Source organism: Halobacillus dabanensis, from assembly GCF_900114165.1.
Taxonomy (GTDB): domain Bacteria; phylum Bacillota; class Bacilli; order Bacillales; family Halobacillaceae; genus Halobacillus; species Halobacillus dabanensis.
Genome location: NZ_FOSB01000010.1, coordinates 134,612 through 153,292 on the forward strand (window position 1 = coordinate 134,612; position 18,681 = coordinate 153,292).

The following is an 18,681-nucleotide window of genomic DNA, read 5'->3' on the forward strand; positions in this document are numbered from 1 at the left end:
TCCTTTAACGTTCAAGCAATGGATCGTACGGGGTCATATCGATTTTCTTTTCTTCTAATTTTTTGATCAAAAATTTATGATCCCTCTTAGGCGTGGCGCGTATATAACCCTCGATCAAAATATCCTGGGTGATCTTTTTCTTTTTCTTTTGCAGGGCAAGCTCTCCGATGCGCCCTGCGATTTTCTGTCTTGCTACATCCCTGAAGAGCTCTGGAACAGGGGAGATCAATTCTTCAAGTAATTCTTTTTGCTCTGACGACCACATATGCCTCGTTTGATCAACATAATACTCTTCCCAATCAATGATTGACTTTCCATCTTCTTTCGGTAAACGTTTCAAAAATTTTCGAAACATGAAAAAGCCACCAATACTCATCAATCCAATCATGATGACAATCCAACCGACGATGAATAAGGCAAACCCACCTGACATACTATCACCTGTTTCATTTTCTTGAGTCATTTGTTGTTTTAATTATAAAAGTTTAGCTCATTAAATACAAGCGTATATGAAGTTGTTGATTCTTGTAAAAAAATAAAGAAATTCAGAAAAATTTGTGTTCATTCATTTTACTTATAAATCGTTTTCATTTACAATAAAGATTGCAGATTTGTGAACTTGTTATAAACAAAGGATCAAATGTACACTAATTGGGGAATGGGGAAGCCGGAATAACGGTATCGCCATTGAATATTGATGAGGGGGTAAAAGGAATATGGCTAGCAATGCTTTTAATGCTCGCAAACAATTTGACCTAAATGGCCAAACGTACAACTATTACGACTTGAAAGCCTTAGAAGATGCGGGGCATGGTAAGATCTCCCGTCTGCCTTTCTCCATCCGTATCCTACTAGAATCTCTATTGCGTCAACATGACGGTCGTGTCATAAAAGATGAACACGTAGAGAGTCTAGCAAACTGGGGAACTGAAAAATCTAAAGGGGAAGATGTACCATTCAAACCTTCCCGTGTTATTTTGCAAGATTTCACAGGCGTACCTGCTGTCGTAGACTTAGCATCATTGAGAAAAGCGATGGTAGATATGGGAGGGAGTCCAGATAAGATTAATCCGGAAGTTCCTGTAGATCTTGTCATCGACCACTCCGTACAAGTTGATAAATACGGAACACCAGATTCACTAAACGTGAACATGGATCTTGAATTTGAGCGAAATGAAGAACGTTATGAATTCTTGCACTGGGCACAAAAAGCCTTCGATAATTATCGTGCAGTCCCACCTGCGACTGGAATCGTCCACCAGGTGAACCTCGAATATATCGCCAATGTCGTTCATGCGAAAGAAAATGAGAACGGCTCTTTTGATACTTATCCTGATACACTAGTCGGTACAGACTCACATACGACAATGATTAATGGTCTTGGTGTGCTTGGATGGGGTGTGGGAGGAATCGAAGCTGAAGCAGGAATGCTTGGACAACCTTCTTACTTCCCAGCTCCAGAAGTGATTGGTGTGAAACTGAACGGAAGTTTCCCACAAGGCACCACTGCAACAGACTTAGCACTGAAAGTTACACAAAAACTGCGTGAACAGAACGTAGTCGGTAAATTTGTAGAGTTCTTCGGACCAGGCTTACAGGAAATGCCACTTGCTGACCGTGCTACGATATCCAACATGGCACCAGAATATGGTGCAACCTGTGGTTTCTTCCCGGTTGACGGTGAATCACTTGAGTATCTCCGCTTAACTGGACGGAGTGAAGAACAAATTAAACTGGTGGAAGAATATTGTAAGAAAAACAACCTGTGGTATGATCCATCCTTTGAGGATCCGGATTTTACTTCTCTTGTTGAAATCGATCTCGGTGACTTGGAACCGAACTTGTCAGGACCTAAGCGTCCACAAGACTTGATTCCTCTATCTCAAATGAAAGATTCATTTGAAAAGGCCATCACAGGTCCGGCAGGAAACCATGGTTTCGGATTGGACAAATCAGAGTTCGATAAAGAAGTCGAAGTGACATTTAATAATGGAGATAAGTCTGTCATGAACACAGGTGCTCTAGCGATCGCAGCCATTACTTCTTGTACAAATACATCAAATCCGCACGTAATGCTAGGTGCAGGTCTCGTTGCTAAGAAGGCTGTAGAAAAAGGTTTGCAAGTACCTGACTATGTGAAGACTTCTCTTGCGCCGGGTTCCAAAGTTGTTACCCGTTACCTTGAAGATTCTGGATTAATGCAATTCTTGAATCAGCTTGGTTTCAACCTTGTCGGGTATGGTTGTACTACTTGTATCGGTAATTCAGGACCATTGCTACCAGAAATCGAAAAAGCGATTGCTGACAGCGACTTGACAGTGTCTTCTGTTTTATCCGGTAACCGTAACTTCGAAGGTCGTATCCACCCGCTAGTGAAAGCGAACTACTTGGCATCTCCGCCTTTAGTTGTGGCTTATGCTCTTGCGGGCACAGTAGACATCGACCTCAAGAAAGAGGCTATCGGAAAAGACCAAGATGGAAATGATGTATTCTTTGATGACATCTGGCCATCTAAAGAGGAAATCAAATCTGAAATAACTCGTGTAGTCACACCTGAAATATTCCGTAAAGAATATGAGAATGTTTTCAATAGTAACGAGAAGTGGAATGAAATCAATACAACAGATGAGCCATTGTATGATTGGAATGACAAATCCACGTACATCCAGAACCCTCCGTTCTTTGAAGGTCTTTCAAGTGAACCAGAAAAAGTTAAACCTCTCGAAGGTATGCGTGTCGTCGGGAAGTTCGGAGATTCTGTAACAACCGACCACATCTCTCCAGCAGGTGCGATCCCTAAAGATATGCCTGCAGGGGAATACTTGCAAGAGAACGGGGTAAGTCCTCGTAACTTTAACTCATACGGCTCCCGTCGTGGTAACCATGAGGTTATGATGCGCGGTACGTTTGCAAATATTCGTATCCGTAATGAGTTAGCTCCAGGTACAGAAGGCGGTTTTACAACTTACTGGCCTACAGAAGAAGTTATGCCAATCTATACAGCTGCTATGAAGTATCAGCAAGACCAAACACCACTGATGGTCATTGCAGGTAACGACTACGGTATGGGAAGTTCTCGTGACTGGGCCGCTAAGGGTACAGATTTACTTGGAATTAAGACGGTCATTGCTGAAAGCTTTGAGCGTATACACCGTTCCAATCTAGTTATGATGGGTGTTCTTCCACTTCAATTCCAACCAGAAGATTCTGTTGAATCTCTTGGATTAACTGGACGCGAAACATTTGATGTAGAAGTTGGGGAAGATGTTAAGCCTCGCGATCTCGTCAAAGTAACAGCTACAGATGAAAAGGGCAATAAGAAAGAATTTGATGTTATAGCTCGCTTCGACAGTGAGGTTGAGGTCGATTACTATCGTCATGGTGGTATTCTGCAAATGGTTCTGCGTAACAAACTCAACTAACTTTTTTAAGGATCGCCCCTTTTGTTGGGCGATCCTTTATTTATATCCGATTCTTCATTTTATGACATTTTTTAGAACTGTATACAGATTGCTTTACATACATAAATGTGTTTATTTATTCTTATATATAGAATAAAGACGATGGTTAACATGGACGGAGGCTCGATTTATGAAAAAATGGATGGCCACAGCATTTTTGCTGACGCTTTTCATTATTGTCATTGTGTCTGCGATTACTGAGCAAACAGGCACAGAAAATAACAAAGAACCTGTGTCAGAAGATGAAATGCAAAGTGGTGGTATGAAAGCACCGAATGCACCAGATGGCTTGGAAGTAGGGGAGAAGGCTCCTGATTTCACCCTACAAACACTTGAGGGGGAAACTGTAAAGCTGTCTGACTACAGAGGTAAAAAAGTTTTTCTTAACTATTGGGCGACATGGTGTCCCCCGTGCCGAGAAGAGATGCCTGAAATGCAACGATTCCATGAAGCTTATGAGGATGAAGTAGTGATACTGGCAGTTAATGGTACAGGTTCTGAGAAGAGCAGGGAGAATGTACGGAAGTTTGTGGAAGAAGGAGGGTATACGTACCCCATTCTGATGGATAAAGAGCTTGAACTCAATCAGATGTATCAGATCATCTCCATACCGACTACTTATTTTATCGGGACAGATGGAGTCATTCAGGAACCAAGAATTGTAGGTCCGATGACTTATGAAATGATGATAGAGAAGAAAGATGCATTAAATTAGGAATATTTATATCAAATCATGGAAATCCTACCTATAAAAGGAGGAGTATCCATGAGAAAACATAAAACCATTTCTTTTGAGGATCGAGTAAAAGAAAACATCCGCTCTATTAAAGCAGATCAAAAGTTACTGGATCAAATTGATGAACGTATTGAAAAACGCCATAAAGAACGGATGAAACAAATCCCATCATAAAAGGGATTTGTTTTTTTATTGGGGAGGATATTATTCAAATTTGTCCATCCGTATTAAAGTGGGCCTGAATAGCGACACCCTCGTTGTTCCCTGCAACCACCCGAACAATAGGTAAGCAGCCTGATGAAAAGAGTTATTCCTCAACTTTAGACTCCATTCTCCCCAGCTTTGTTCCTTTCTAACTTTTTTTCTTCTCATAATTCTGACGTATCAAGGGAAAATAAATCATGACTCTTTTTGAAAGGGTCCATTGAAAATACAGGAGGCTAACATCATGTCCCATAAACATCAACATATGGCTAATCAAAAACCGAATCCTGATAATCGTGCTGACAACGTCGATCGCCTGCAAGAAAATGTAACGAACACTATTGAAAATATTGAAGCATCACATGATGCCCTTCAATTTGCAACAGAAGAAGAGAAACGGAATATAGAGGAAAAAAATAAGCGTCGTAACCAATCGCTAGAAGCGATGCGGCAGGAGATTAAGGACGAAGCTCGTCATCAACAATATTAATGCTTAATTGTACCGCTTCTTTTCGAAGAAGCGGTTTTTCCTTATACCTCTTCTCTCAGTAAAGGATCAGCGTTTACTGTACTAAGAAGGCGTCCCCTCCATGCATCTTCATCTACATTCAACTTCGTCTATGATAAAATGAATAACGCGAAGAAAAGGAAGTGATGTAGATGTTAGAACAATTGAAAGAATGGAACAGTTTAGAACACCCGCCACCGATATCAGAGGTCGAGGCGCTTAGATATATGGATGAATACGAATTTGAAGAAAAAGAGGGAAAAGCCCTGCTTTATGTGATATTAGCTTATCATCGAATTAAACGACACCCAGGTCAGGATCGTCTGGCAGAACAATTCATTGATGAAGCGAAAGTTCTTGATCCAAACCATCCATTAGTCACCGAGCTTTATGAGTCCCAGCAGTTATTGCGTGCTTATACCATTTTAAAAAACACACCATTAGAACAATGGGTCCTGCATGAGACGGATCATGACTCAGCGAAAGCAAAAAAAGCAAAATCAATCTATTCAGATGTTAGTTATCTAATCCAGCAGTGGGATGAAGAACTCGCTCATAAAACGATCATCGATGCGTCCAGCCGTTTGAAACTTTATCAAGATGTTTATGTAGAGTTGAATGATTTACTAGAGATATTGGAAGATGCTATTTCTTCGATTGAAAATCGTCGTATCCGTATTCCTGTGAAAGAAATAAATGATAGGACAAGACGTTTATCCGATAACCAGGATGAGATTTATAAACGCTTACCAACTTTTCTAACAGATCAATCGTTTCAAAACCCGCTGGAAGCCTTCGATCATATGGTAGGGTTAAAGGATGTAAAAACATACATTCGTCATTATTATCATTTTTTACGCTATCAACAACAGCGAAAAAGCTATGGCTTTTCAATGGTGGATGAACCTGGGTTACATATGATCATTACAGGAAATCCAGGTACAGGAAAAACTACCATTGCCCGTCTGCTTGCAAACATATATCACGAACTTGGCATTTTAGATACAAAAGAAGTCGTGGAAGTAAACCGTTCTCACTTGGTTGGGTCCTATGTGGGCCAAAGTGAAGAGAACACAATGAACTACGTGAAACAGGCGATTGGTGGAGTGCTTTTCATCGATGAAGCTTATAGTTTGAAGCGTGAAGGTCAAACTGGGAACGACTATGGACAAGCTGTCATCGACACATTAGTATCCGCAATGACAAGTAAAGATTATGGTGGGAAGTTTGCAGTTATTTTAGCCGGATATCCAGAAGAAATGCGACAGTTTTTATGGTCTAATCCTGGTTTGCGCAGCCGTTTTCCTGAGCAGAATCATATCGAATTGCCGGATTATCAAATGGAAGAACTGCTGACTATTGCAGAGCAAACCGCTATGGATAATGATTTCTTCTTTACACGACCTGCATTAAAAGAATTTGCTTCTTTAATTGATAAAGAACGGGTGGATGAATCCTTCGGGAATGCCAGAACTGTAAAGAACCTTGTTTTAAAGACCGTTTTTCAAAAAGGAGCTCAAGAAGCGGAAAGAGACAAGCATCACTGGCTTGATCATATGCGCATTTCCACGCAGGACCTTGACTGGGAAAACATTTCGGATGATGAGGTACAATCACCAATGGAGCGTTTAGATGAACTGATTGGTCTTACGAATGTGAAAGAAGAAGTGAGGAAACTTTCTTCCTTTGTTCAGGCGCAACAGAAAAGGAAGGAAACAGGATATCCCGTTGTACCCATCCAATTGCATTCTGTTTTTTCTGGTAATCCAGGAACAGGTAAAACAACTGTCGCAGATATCTATGCTGATGTTTTGAAAGAGTGTGGTTTACTAAAGCGGGGACACACAGTCGTCGTCTCGAGGAGTGACCTTGTTGCAGGTTATGTCGGACAAACGGCGATAAAAACAAAGAAGAAAATTCGAGAAGCACTCGGAGGGGTTTTATTCATTGATGAAGCTTATTCCCTTTATAAAGGTGGACGGGATGACTTTGGAAAGGAAGCTATTGAGACCCTTGTCGATGAGATGACCAAACATAACGAAAATCTTGTTGTAATCTTAGCTGGCTATCAACGGGAGATGGAACAATTAGTAGAAAGCAATCCTGGACTATCTTCAAGATTCAAAAAGTATTTTCACTTCCCCGATTATACAGAAGATGAACTGATAGAAATGACACATTACCAAGCTATGCAATATGGTTATCATTTCAATGAGTGGGCAGAATCTTTCTTGTTAGAAAAGTATAGAAATCACAAAACTCGAGGAAATGGGCGTTTTATTAATAATCTTGTCAATGAGGCAATACAGTTTCAAGCCATCCGAATTATGAGCGATGAAGCTGGTGATATGAATGAATTAAAACTTGAAGATTTAGAAAAAGCCTGGAACATGATCCGAAGGGAGTCCTGATAAATGAAAGTCACCCAAACACCGATTCAAGTCAGATATCAAGAAACAGATATGATGGGCGTTGTGTATCATGCCAACTATTTAGTGTGGTTTGAAATAGGCCGTACAGCTTTTATAGAGGGACTGGGTTTTAAATATTCTGAGATGGAGAATCAAGGGGTAGTCTCTCCGGTTATTGATGCCCAAGTCAGCTTTAAAAAACCAGTACGATATGGGGACGATGTCTATGTAAAGACATGGGTGCATATGTATGATGGATTGCGTGTGGCCTATGGTTATGAAATTGTCGATCATGCAGGAGAAGTTGCTGTTTGTGGTGAGACAAAACATGTCATCGTCAAGAAAGACAGCTTCAAGCCGGTCTCTATTCGCCGCAGTTTTCCAGAATGGCATGAAGCGTATGTATCTGCTATGGAGCAGGAAGCTTAATGGCTTTTGGGGTGAAAAAAGAAGAACTAAGAACATGGAAGACGAATGTGCGAAAAGGAAACATCGCTATATTAACACACTTTTGGCTGGATGAACGCTTTCCTGGTTGTGATACTGTTACAAAAGTTGGATGTAGTAATATTGATAAACTAAAGGAATGGGGAAGAAGTTACGGATTAGCACCAGAGTGGATTCATAGAGATCCACACTATCCGCACTTTGACCTGTTTGGCGATAGACAGCTGCAAATTCTTAAAGAAGAAGGTTGTTGGAATCAAATCCATCGATTTCGACTGGAGAAAAAATAAGACGCCATTGCGGCGTCTTATTTTTGTTAACTTTCATTATTTTTTATATTCAAAGGAAGGTTCTTCCCATTTTGTATCATAGGAGACTTCTAAAGAATGTTGGTCGAAATACCACTCATCGTCCGCTTCGATAAAGAAATGAATGTTCCCGATCGTTGTTTCTGCTATAGGTTCAGCTGGTTTTTCCAATTTGATAGCAAGAGAAAAACCTGGTTGCAGGCCACCGGACCCACCATATCGGACATAAAACCTCAAGTCCGTTGTATCATCGATGTCTAACTCTTCCTCATACCATTTTGCTGCTTCTTCTGTTACATTCAAATTCATGTGCTCAACTCCTGTATATGGCTTCATGTGTTATCTTGTTACCGGAATCCTCGGAATTTAAACGTTTTTTAGATATTCCGTTTTTCATCTAGACTCGTCAGTATTTTTGCTTACTTGCTTTGATGGCACAGGGTCGAATCCTCCCGGATGAAAGGGATGGCACTTTAATATGCGTTTAATTGTTAAATAACTTCCTTTTAAAAAACCGAAACGTTGAAAGGATTCTAATCCATATTCTGAACATGTCGGCTGAAAACGACAGGAGGCCGGAAAGAATGGACTGATGCCTTTTCTGTAAAATCGAATCAAAGCAATCATGAAGTGTTTCATGATTATTTTTTATTTTTCTTCCTGTTTTTTATCGTAGCTCAATGTGGCTACAGCGTCATGCAGATGAATGGATTCTTCATTCCGGCAATGGACGGTAAAAGATTCAACAAATGGGTATTCGTATAGGTCTGCTGCGACTAGCCGTACAATGTCTTCTACAAATCGTGGGTTTTCATAAGCCTGTTCTGTCACCATTTTTTCGTCTGGTCGTTTGAGTACAGGGTGGATTCGTGCACTCGCATTACTTTCTGCTGCTTCTAGTAGTGCAGTCTTCCAATCAATGTCCTGTTCGTCAAAGTCATCCGTCAACTTAACGGACATTGTCACATTTCCCCGTTGGTTATGAGCGCTATATTCACTGATTTCTTTCGAACAAGGGCACAGGGTCGTTATTTTTCCTGTTAATGTAACGGTTATATCATGTCCCGTTTCTACATCATATTCCACCCTGATTGTAGCATCTGCATGATTCATGCCTGTTAAATTCGAGTATGGTCCTTTACGCTCAAAGAACCAGGGGAAAGTTACTTCCACCTCGGCATCGGACTGCTTCAGGCGCCCCGCTAATTCTTCCGTGAATTGTTTTAGCGTAGCGATGTCTACAGCAAAACCTTCATTATGGTACTTGTCTAACTGTTCTGTGAAGCGACTCATATTTGTTCCTTTGCTTCCCTGTGAAATGGAAGAACCGAAAGAGAACGTGCCGATCGTTGTTTGAATTTCCGGGGTTAGTTGACTTGGAATACGAATCGGGTGTTTCACATTAGAGATCCCTACCATATCAATATCAAACAAGAAATCCTTTTTAGAGTTTTGCAAATCGGCCATTTGATCTTTTTCGACCGGTTTTGTACGTGGCCCCGGCTCAATGGAACCGAATAATTTATGTCTTTCTTTTTTGGACGGTAGTTTTTTAATTTGATTTAAATCTGTCTTATTCATAATAAAGACTCCTTTCGGCCTTCTTTCTATGTCAAAGTATACAATATGTATTTCCGTTTATACAATGGAATGCTTGACCATCTATGCTTTTATATAATGCACCATAAAAGAAAGCCTATCCTTTTGCTGGATAGACTATCAACACATGGTATCGGTATAGCTTGTTAAGCTTACATCCATGTAATTTTAGGCTCGGTTTTATTGATAATTCGTTTAATATTTGTCCGATGACGGTAGATCACAAAAATAGTGAACAAGGAAATGATGATCGTCAGTCCGTAATCACCTACGACTAATGTGGCTATAATCCCAATAATACCAGACACCATGGAAGATAAGGATACATATTTGCTCAAATATAGAATAATGAAGAAGGACAAAATTAATACGAGAAAAATAATTGGATTTACACCAAGGATCACTCCTCCTGATGTCGCCACAGCTTTTCCACCTTTAAATCCTGCGAAAACAGGGTACATATGCCCGATTACTGCAAATATCCCTATGACGAGAGGATAAACTTCTTCTGCACCCATGAAAAAGGGTAAAGAAGCTGCCATTGTTCCTTTCAAGATGTCAGCAATTGTAACGATGAGCCCGGCTTTGACACCTAAGACTCTGAACGTATTCGTTCCGCCTAAGTTTCCGCTTCCGTGCTCGCGAATATCCGTGTTATAACCAATTTTACCTACAATTAAACCGGATGGGATAGACCCGAGGAGATAGGCGATCAGGATGTATAAAAAGTATTCCAATAAGTTCATCTCCTTTGTGACTTTCTTCTATTTTATCATGTGGATGATAGATTAAGAACTAGTATTTCCACACTGAGGAATCCTGTTTTCCCATATAAGGAATTCGTTATATGAAGTGAAAACCCTAGACAATATCCTATTATACCAATTTAGTACCTGGTGACAAGGATTTCTCCTATTAAACGTCAAGAATGGTGGAGCGATTAGTTGAAAATAATAAAAAGACCTTATCTTTGCAATATGTTTCGTATTATGAAAATGTGGATATAGAACTATGTTTTATTATTTTATTGTTTAGGGGGAAGAACATGATTACATTCACTGATGTGACGAAAACATATCAGGACGGGACCACTGCGTTGAAAAATATTAACCTACAGGTCCAAGAAGGTGAATTGTTGGCTTTGATCGGCCCGAGTGGTTGCGGAAAAACCACTACAATGAAAATGATCAATCGACTGATCCAACCGACAGAAGGAACAATCTTGATACATAATAAAGATATCAGAGATTATAACATTCATGAGTTGCGTTGGAATATTGGATATGTTTTGCAAGAAATTGCACTTTTCCCACATATGACAGTGGAAGAAAATATATCTGTAGTACCAGAAATGAAAAAATGGAAGAAGAAAGAATTATCCAGTCGTATTGATGAGTTGATGGATATGGTTGGACTGGACCCGGAAAAGCACCGGAAAAGGAAGCCGGGCGAACTCTCTGGTGGTCAGCAACAACGGGTCGGGGTCCTAAGAGCCCTGGCAGCAGACCCTGACATCATTCTGATGGATGAGCCTTTCAGTGCATTGGATCCTATTAGTCGGGAACAGTTGCAAAAAGATATCCGTAACTTACAACAGGAAATTAAGAAAACGATAGTATTTGTTACCCACGATATGGACGAAGCCCTTGCATTAGGAGACCGGGTCTGTTTGATGAAAGCTGGTGAAATCGTACAGCTGGATACACCTCAAAACTTAGTATTGAATCCTGCAAACGAGTTTGTAAAAGATTTCATAGGTAGTAGAAAGACGCCCTGGCAGACTGCTGTTGATGTCATTATTGATTACACAAATAATAAAATCCTCACCGTTGAGGAATTTGAAAAAGGACGGGTGGTTTTAGAAGGGACATTTGCCTTGAAGAATGCGGATGGCACCTATGAAGGTATTATTAAAAACGGAGAGCGTGTGCAGTCCCCGGCATTATCTAATGATATGATTCTGCGCGACGCCGTCCAAGTATTTGAGAGTGAAAGTCACAGTTTGCTTCCAGTGGTTAAAGAGGACCGCTTGATCGGTACTTTGTCTTACAGGGATATTGTCCTCTATCTTAAGGAAAGTGAAAGTAACAAGGTAGAGGAGGTTTCCCAGTTATGATTGGATTTATGAATGTATTTTCCCAAAGACAAGACATTCTCTGGGAGAAGATATGGGAGCATTTACAAATTTCTATTATCGCATTAGTAATTGCAACCCTGATCTCCGTTCCACTTGGACTTTGGTTGACAAGAAAACACCGCATAGCAGAGCCGATTATAGGCGCGACGGCCGTTTTGCAGACAATTCCCAGCTTAGCAGTATTAGCATTTCTCATTCCATTTTTCGGAATTGGACAGACTCCTGCAATTATAGCTTTAGCTGCTTATGGATTACTTCCTATCCTTAGGAATACTTATACAGGAATCAAAGAAGTAGATCCAGCTTTGAAAGAAGCGGCTACAGGGATGGGAATGAAGTCATTCAGGCGATTATCAAAAGTCGAACTTCCTATCGCAATGCCGGTGATTATGGCCGGGATCCGAACATCCATGGTTTTGATTGTTGGGACAACGACAATTGCTGCTTTAATCGGCGCTGGTGGTCTTGGTGATTTAATCCTTCTCGGTCTGGATCGAGGCGGAGACGTAAACCTGATTTTACTAGGAGCAATACCTGCTGCATTATTAGCAATAATTCTTGATCTTATCCTCCGCTTGTTCGAACGAACGTCCGCTAAGTCAGGTTTTCGGTCCCTTGTAAGTTTATTAGTGATTGCTGCGTTAATTGCTGTAGGACCATTGGCTTTTGGAGGTAAAGTGAAGAATGATATAACTATTGGTGCCAAATTAGGTGCCGAACCTGCCATTCTGATTAATATGTACAAGCTTTTAATCGAAGAAGAAACCGATTTGTCTGTTGGTTTACAAAAGAACTTAGGAAAAACAGATCTGGTATTTAGTGCATTGCAAGAAGGCAGTATTGACATTTATCCAGAGTTTACAGGTACAGCGATCGTTTCTTTACTGGATGAGGAAGCGACCAGTAATGACCCTCAGGAGGTTTATCAGCAAGCTAAAGAAGGGATGGCTGAGACCTTTGATATGGCTTTCTTAGAACCAATGGAATTCAATAATACTTATGCGGTTGCGACCACGCAGGAGCTTGCAGAACGCTATGATCTAGAAAGCATTGGTGACTTAAAGCCAGTTGAAAATCAAATAACCGCAGGATTCACTCTAGAGTTCAATGATCGTCAAGACGGTTATCAAGGGATGAAAGAAGTTTATAACCTTGATCTTGGAGAAGTCCGTACAATGGACCCGGGCTTAAGACAAGGTGCCATCTCAAGTGGGGATGTGGATATCATTGATGCATATGCAACATCTGGTTATATGGTCGATTTGAATCTGACTGTCTTAGAAGATCCAAAAAATTTATTTCCACCGTATCAAGGTGCTCCTTTGATGAAACAGGAAACACTGGATCGATATCCGGAAATTGAAGATGCATTGAACCAATTAGGAGGAAAGATTACAGGAGATAAAATGAGGGAAATGAATTATGAGGTCGATTTTGAAGATCGATCTCCTGAAGAAGTTGCCCGTGAGTATCTTATTAATGAAGGACTGATTGAAGAATAGGAGGTTGATTATGAATATTGAGAATCCATCCAATGAAAAAGTGAAGGATTTATTGGCGAATTCAAAAACGATTGCTGTAGTGGGTCTCTCAGACAAACCTCATCGGACGTCGTTTCAAGTCAGTGAAGCTATGCAGAGAGCTGGCTACAAAATCATCCCGGTTAATCCGGAAGTCACCGAAGTTTTAGGTGAGAAAGCAGTTCCAAGTCTTAGTGATATAAAAGAACCTGTAGATATCGTTAATGTCTTCCGAAGATCAGAATATTTGCCGAAGATTGCGGAGGAAACGAAAAAAATCCAGCCGAAGGCATTTTGGGCTCAACAAGGAGTGTATCACGAAGGTGCTCAGGATATACTAAAAGACACTTCAATCCTTGTTATCATGGACTTATGTATTAAAGTTGCCCATGCAATTTATCGTTAAGTGAATGAACAGATTTGTTGAAAAAATCCCTGACTCCTCAGGGGTTTTTTCATGTTTTTTGGCAGAATTATGTTTGCGAAAGCTTATAAAATCGCTACAATATAACAAGCAACGTTTTTTTACAGACAGGAAAACGTAGGCTTTGTAAGCGAAATCAGCCGATATATATGTTTAATAATTATATCTTAGTGTAGAGACTATAATACTTAATCAACCTTTTCAGCTGACCGTCCTGACTTCCAGCAAGGTCATAAGCCAATCAACTGGGTGGAGATTCTTCCACTCCGTTGATTGACTTGTGCATATCGTGGTTTATAAGGACATTAGAATGATTCGTTTACACAATCGAACGTTTGTTCTATTATAGAAGTATTGGTGTGCAAGAGAAAGGAGCCGATGGAAAATTGTCGAGTCAAAATCAAACGTATTCAGATGATTCAATACAAGTACTGGAAGGATTGGAGGCAGTTCGGAAAAGACCGGGGATGTATATTGGGTCTACGGACCACAGAGGCCTCCACCATCTGGTCCATGAAATTGTAGATAATGCGATCGATGAGGCATTGTCTGGATTCGGCCAACAAATGACTGTCACGCTCCATAAAGATGGTAGTGTATCGGTACAAGACGAAGCAAGAGGTATGCCGACTGGAATGCATAAGACCGGGAAACCGACACCAGAAGTCATTTTGACTGTTCTGCATGCCGGAGGGAAATTTGGACAGGGCGGTTACAAATCTTCTGGTGGGCTGCATGGAGTAGGAGCTTCCGTAGTGAATGCTTTATCGGAATGGTTAGAAGTCCATATTTGCAGGGATGGCGAAAAGTATTATCAAAGGTTTGAAAATGGTGGTGTACCTGTCACTTCTTTAGAAAATAAAGGAACGACTAGGAAAACCGGAACGACCATCCGTTTTAAGCCTGATCCAACTATCTTTTCTGTTATAAAATTCAATTTCGAAACGCTCTCGGAACGTTTAAGAGAGGCGGCTTTCTTGTTAAAAGGATTTCGTATTATCTTAATTGATGAGCGGAATGAAACAGTCAAAGAAGAATACCAGTATGATGATGGTCTCGTTTCCTTTGTGGAATATTTAAATGAAGAAAAAGACACTCTCCATCAGGTGGTATCGTTCGAAGGAAGCCAAGCGGGCATCGAAGTAGATTTTGCTTTTCAATTCAATGATGGGTTTGCAGAAAATATCCTTTCCTTCGTGAATAACGTACGGACAAAAGATGGAGGGACACATGAATCAGGTGCCAAAACTGCTATCACTAGAGTATTCAATGATTATGCTCGAAGAACACAGCTTTTAAAAGAGAAAGATAAGAATTTAGAAGGAAACGATATCAGGGAAGGATTCACAGCTGTTATTTCGGCCAGGATTCCTGAGGAACTTCTTCAATTTGAAGGGCAGACGAAAAGTAAATTAGGAACCTCTGAGGCACGTTCGTCTGTTGATGGTGTAGTAGCAGAACAACTGTCGTATTTCCTGGAAGAAAACCCGGATGTTGCCTCCATGTTGATCAAAAAAGCGATCAAGGCAAAAGAAGCCAGGGAAGCAGCTCGAAAAGCGAGGGAAGATGCACGCTCAGGGAAAAAAAGAAAGCGCAAAGATACACTCTTAAGTGGGAAGCTGACACCAGCCCAATCAAAGAATGCCCAAAAGAATGAATTATACCTTGTCGAGGGGGATTCTGCTGGCGGGTCAGCCAAACAAGGGCGAGATAGAAAGTTCCAGGCTGTTTTGCCATTACGAGGGAAAGTCATTAATACAGAAAAGGCTAAAATCGCGGACATCTTCAAAAACGAAGAGATATCAACGATCATCCATACCATAGGCGCAGGAGTCGGTGGCGACTTTACCCTGGAAGACTGTAATTATGATAAAATTGTTATCATGACAGATGCCGATACGGACGGTGCACATATTCAAGTTCTGCTTTTGACTTTCTTTTATAGATACATGAGACCTCTTGTAGAGGCAGGGAAAGTATTCATTGCGCTACCACCCCTCTACAAGGTTTCAAAAGGAAAAGGAAAGAAAGAAAAAGTAGAATACGCTTGGGGTGAAGACGGTATGCAAAAGATATTGAAAGAGTTTAAGAATGGTTATTCAATCCAGCGCTACAAAGGTCTAGGTGAAATGAACGCAGATCAGCTCTGGGAAACGACGATGAATCCGGAGTCACGGACATTGATTCGTGTCACAATCGATGATATCGCACGTGCAGAACGCAGGGTGACGACACTGATGGGAGATAAAGTGGAACCTCGCCGTAAATGGATTGAATCCCACGTCGCATTCGGTCTTGAAGACGAAGCGAATATTCTAGAAAACGATAAAATTCAGACGTAAAGGGGGACCTTCTGTTGGCAGAGGTAGAAAAGTTTTTAGATTTACCATTAGAAGAGGTGCTCGGAGACCGCTTCGGAAGATACAGTAAATATATTATTCAGGAACGTGCCCTCCCTGATGCCAGGGATGGCCTTAAGCCAGTCCAGCGTCGTATTTTATATGCGATGCATCAAGAGAAAAACACACATGAAAAGGCTTATAGGAAATCAGCTAAAACGGTCGGTACAGTTATTGGTAACTATCACCCACACGGGGACACCTCCGTTTATGATGCAATGGTAAGGTTAAGTCAGACATGGAAAGTACGGAAGACGCTGGTAGAAATGCATGGAAATAACGGGAGTGTCGATGGAGATCCTCCCGCTGCGATGCGTTATACGGAAGCAAGGCTTTCAGCAATTTCTTCTGAATTACTGAGGGATATTGAAAAGCAAACGGTCGAATTCATTCCCAACTTCGACGATACGATCGAAGAACCGACCGTCTTACCAGCAAAATTCCCTAACCTCCTAGTCAATGGGGCGACGGGGATATCAGCTGGTTATGCAACAGAGATTCCATCCCATAATCTTGGGGAAGTCATTGATGCTGTGATAATGAAGATCGATAAACCTTCAGCTACGGTGCCGGAGCTTATGACAAAATTAAAAGGTCCTGATTTTCCGACCGGCGGTGTGATCCAAGGTGTAGATGGAATTCAAAAAGCATATGAGACTGGTAAAGGGAAAATTGTTCTAAGAGGAAGGGCAGACATTCAACAACAGCGAGGTGGCCGGGAACAAATCGTCATAGATGAGATTCCATTTGACGTTAATAAAGCAAGCATGGTCAAACGAATGGATGAACTTCGAATTGACAAGAAAGTCGAAGGTATTGCTGAAGTGCGGGACGAAACGGATCGTACGGGCTTGCGTGTCGTCATTGATTTGAAGAAGGATGCCAACAGTGAAGGGGTCCTCAACTATCTCTATAAACATACGGACCTGCAAATTTCCTATAACTTCAATATGGTAGCGATTCATGATAGGACTCCAAGCCTCATGAATCTTCCGATGATGTTGGAAGCTTACATTAAGCACCAAAAAGAAGTGGTGACTAGACAATCCATTTTCGATTTGAATAAAGCCAAAAATCGCGCACACATCGTAGAGGGCTTAATCAAAGCGATTTCTATCCTGGACGAAGTGATTGCAACGATTCGTAGTTCGAAAGACAAAGCGGATGCAAAGCAGCAATTAATCGCTAAATACAATTTTTCAGAAGATCAATCGGAAGCAATTGTTACCTTGCAATTATACCGTTTGACGAATACGGACATTACAGCCCTTCAAAAAGAAGCGGATGAATTACAAAAGCAAATCGAGTATTTAGAAAAACTATTATCAAGTGAAAATGAAATGTTAAAAGTCATCAAAGCAGATCTTCGTTCGATGAAGAAGCAGTATAATGATGATCGCTTGACAAAGATAGAAGAAAAAGTCCAGGAGCTGAAGGTCGACCTTGAAGTGACTGTAGCCAGTGAGGACGTTCTAGTATCCATAACGAAAGATGGTTATGTTAAACGCACTAGTCTCCGCTCTTATGCGGCGTCTAACGGAGAAGATTTCGCCATCAAGGATGGAGATCATCTCTTAGGTCTCTATGAAGTCAACACAACGGATACCATCCTACTTTTCACGAATTTAGGAAAATACTTGTACTTACCTGTTCATAAGTTACCGGATATTCGTTGGAAGGACCTGGGTCAATATATTTCAAATATCGTCCAGGTTGAAAAGGATGAATTTATCGTCGAAGCGATTCCTATCCGGGAATTCAAGGAAGATCAATACCTTATCTTCTTTACAAAAAACGGTATGGTGAAGAAAAGCGAATTGAATCTTTACCAAGCTCAACGCCACTCCAAAGCATTGGTGGCTATTAATTTGAAAAACGATGATGAAGTAGTCGATGTACATTTGACTGATGGAAACGCAGATCTTTTCATTGCTACTAACAAAGCTTATGGTCTGTGGTACCATGAAGAGGACGTCAACACGGTCGGCCAACGAGCCGCTGGAGTGAAGGCCATTAACCTGAAAGAAGATGACGAAGTCGTATCTGGACAAGTATTCCGGGCGGAGAATGACCCTTCGATTCTCCTTACGACCCATCGGGCAGCGGTTAAGCGGATGAGATTGAAGGAATTCGAGCGGACAACGAGAGCCAAAAGAGGCGTAATCATGTTAAGAGAATTGAAGAAGAATCCACACCAGTTAGTGGATGTCCATTTGGTAACCCGTGAGGATCAAGTGGTGTTAATGACAGACAAAGAAGAATGCTTGGAAGTGAATGCCATGGACTTCAAAGCGAACGACCGTTATAGCAATGGATCCTACGTCCTTGATACAGAGCAAAAAGGCCGAGTGAAAGAGGCCTGGATCAAACCGACGTATGAGGTACCTTTTGAACAGGAAGCAAAAGAATAACAATAAAAAGCAGCTCTTATCAGGTAGTGCACCCCGGAAGTTAGAGTAAAAAAATCTAACTTCCGGGGTGTTTTGTATGGCAAAGTATAGTAAGGAATTTAAATTGAAGGTGGTAA

General features: G+C 41.0%; 17 protein-coding genes. 12 read left to right on the forward strand and 5 right to left on the reverse strand.

The window, feature by feature from the left end:
- Positions 1–4: 4 nt before the first annotated feature.
- On the reverse strand, positions 5–433 hold the full coding sequence (locus BMZ58_RS16340) for a DUF2621 domain-containing protein (RefSeq protein ID WP_075037631.1): 429 nt from the start codon (positions 431–433) through the stop codon (positions 5–7).
- Positions 434–716: 283 nt separating this feature from the next.
- Between BMZ58_RS16340 and acnA the strand changes: the two genes are divergently transcribed.
- The 7 genes from acnA to BMZ58_RS16375 all read left to right on the forward strand — a co-directional run bounded on the left by acnA (position 717) and on the right by BMZ58_RS16375 (position 8,057).
- Positions 717–3,422, forward strand: a complete 2,706-nt coding sequence (gene acnA, locus BMZ58_RS16345; protein ID WP_075037632.1) for an aconitate hydratase AcnA — start codon at positions 717–719, stop codon at positions 3,420–3,422.
- 169 nt (positions 3,423–3,591) lie between these two features.
- Entirely contained in the window at positions 3,592–4,176 is a 585-nt protein-coding gene (locus tag BMZ58_RS16350) for a TlpA family protein disulfide reductase (RefSeq protein WP_075037633.1), read from the forward strand.
- 51 nt (positions 4,177–4,227) lie between these two features.
- On the forward strand, positions 4,228–4,371 hold the full coding sequence (locus BMZ58_RS20850) for an FbpB family small basic protein (protein ID WP_167360102.1): 144 nt from the start codon (positions 4,228–4,230) through the stop codon (positions 4,369–4,371).
- A gap of 274 nt (positions 4,372–4,645) precedes the next feature.
- Positions 4,646–4,891: a small acid-soluble spore protein Tlp gene (tlp, locus tag BMZ58_RS16360; RefSeq protein ID WP_425268668.1), complete on the forward strand. Its 246-nt coding sequence runs from the start codon at positions 4,646–4,648 to the stop codon at positions 4,889–4,891.
- A 170-nt stretch (positions 4,892–5,061) separates the two neighbouring features.
- Positions 5,062–7,320: an AAA family ATPase gene (locus BMZ58_RS16365; protein WP_075037634.1), complete on the forward strand. Its 2,259-nt coding sequence runs from the start codon at positions 5,062–5,064 to the stop codon at positions 7,318–7,320.
- 3 nt (positions 7,321–7,323) lie between these two features.
- A complete protein-coding gene (locus BMZ58_RS16370; RefSeq protein WP_075037635.1) occupies positions 7,324–7,749 on the forward strand; it encodes an acyl-CoA thioesterase in 426 nt (141 codons plus the stop codon).
- Entirely contained in the window at positions 7,749–8,057 is a 309-nt protein-coding gene (locus tag BMZ58_RS16375) for a hypothetical protein (RefSeq protein ID WP_075037636.1), read from the forward strand. The genes BMZ58_RS16370 and BMZ58_RS16375 overlap by 1 nt, the downstream gene beginning before the upstream one ends.
- A 36-nt stretch (positions 8,058–8,093) precedes the next feature.
- Here BMZ58_RS16375 and BMZ58_RS16380 read toward each other — a convergent pair whose 3' ends face one another.
- The 4 genes from BMZ58_RS16380 to plsY form a co-directional block, all read right to left on the reverse strand.
- Positions 8,094–8,384: a HesB/YadR/YfhF family protein gene (locus BMZ58_RS16380; RefSeq protein ID WP_075037637.1), complete on the reverse strand. Its 291-nt coding sequence runs from the start codon at positions 8,382–8,384 to the stop codon at positions 8,094–8,096.
- A gap of 84 nt (positions 8,385–8,468) precedes the next feature.
- Positions 8,469–8,714 (reverse strand): membrane protein insertion efficiency factor YidD, encoded by a 246-nt coding sequence (yidD, locus tag BMZ58_RS16385; RefSeq protein ID WP_075037638.1) that lies wholly within the window; start codon positions 8,712–8,714, stop codon positions 8,469–8,471.
- Between the two features lie 9 nt (positions 8,715–8,723).
- Entirely contained in the window at positions 8,724–9,656 is a 933-nt protein-coding gene (folE2, locus tag BMZ58_RS16390; RefSeq protein ID WP_075037639.1) for a GTP cyclohydrolase FolE2, read from the reverse strand.
- Positions 9,657–9,826: 170 nt separating this feature from the next.
- On the reverse strand, positions 9,827–10,411 hold the full coding sequence (plsY, locus tag BMZ58_RS16395; protein WP_075037640.1) for a glycerol-3-phosphate 1-O-acyltransferase PlsY: 585 nt from the start codon (positions 10,409–10,411) through the stop codon (positions 9,827–9,829).
- 308 nt (positions 10,412–10,719) lie between these two features.
- Between plsY and BMZ58_RS16400 the strand changes: the two genes are divergently transcribed.
- The 5 genes from BMZ58_RS16400 to parC all read left to right on the forward strand — a co-directional run bounded on the left by BMZ58_RS16400 (position 10,720) and on the right by parC (position 18,565).
- On the forward strand, positions 10,720–11,790 hold the full coding sequence (locus tag BMZ58_RS16400) for an ABC transporter ATP-binding protein (RefSeq protein ID WP_075037641.1): 1,071 nt from the start codon (positions 10,720–10,722) through the stop codon (positions 11,788–11,790).
- Positions 11,787–13,313 (forward strand): ABC transporter permease/substrate-binding protein, encoded by a 1,527-nt coding sequence (locus BMZ58_RS16405; RefSeq protein ID WP_075037642.1) that lies wholly within the window; start codon positions 11,787–11,789, stop codon positions 13,311–13,313. The genes BMZ58_RS16400 and BMZ58_RS16405 overlap by 4 nt, the downstream gene beginning before the upstream one ends.
- Positions 13,314–13,323: 10 nt before the next feature.
- The gene (locus BMZ58_RS16410; RefSeq protein WP_075037643.1) at positions 13,324–13,737 is read left to right on the forward strand and encodes a CoA-binding protein; all 414 of its coding nucleotides are present in this window, start codon (positions 13,324–13,326) and stop codon (positions 13,735–13,737) included.
- A gap of 377 nt (positions 13,738–14,114) precedes the next feature.
- A complete protein-coding gene (parE, locus tag BMZ58_RS16415) occupies positions 14,115–16,097 on the forward strand; it encodes a DNA topoisomerase IV subunit B (protein WP_425268669.1) in 1,983 nt (660 codons plus the stop codon).
- A 14-nt stretch (positions 16,098–16,111) separates the two neighbouring features.
- On the forward strand, positions 16,112–18,565 hold the full coding sequence (parC, locus tag BMZ58_RS16420) for a DNA topoisomerase IV subunit A (protein ID WP_075037644.1): 2,454 nt from the start codon (positions 16,112–16,114) through the stop codon (positions 18,563–18,565).
- Positions 18,566–18,681 lie beyond the last annotated feature (116 nt).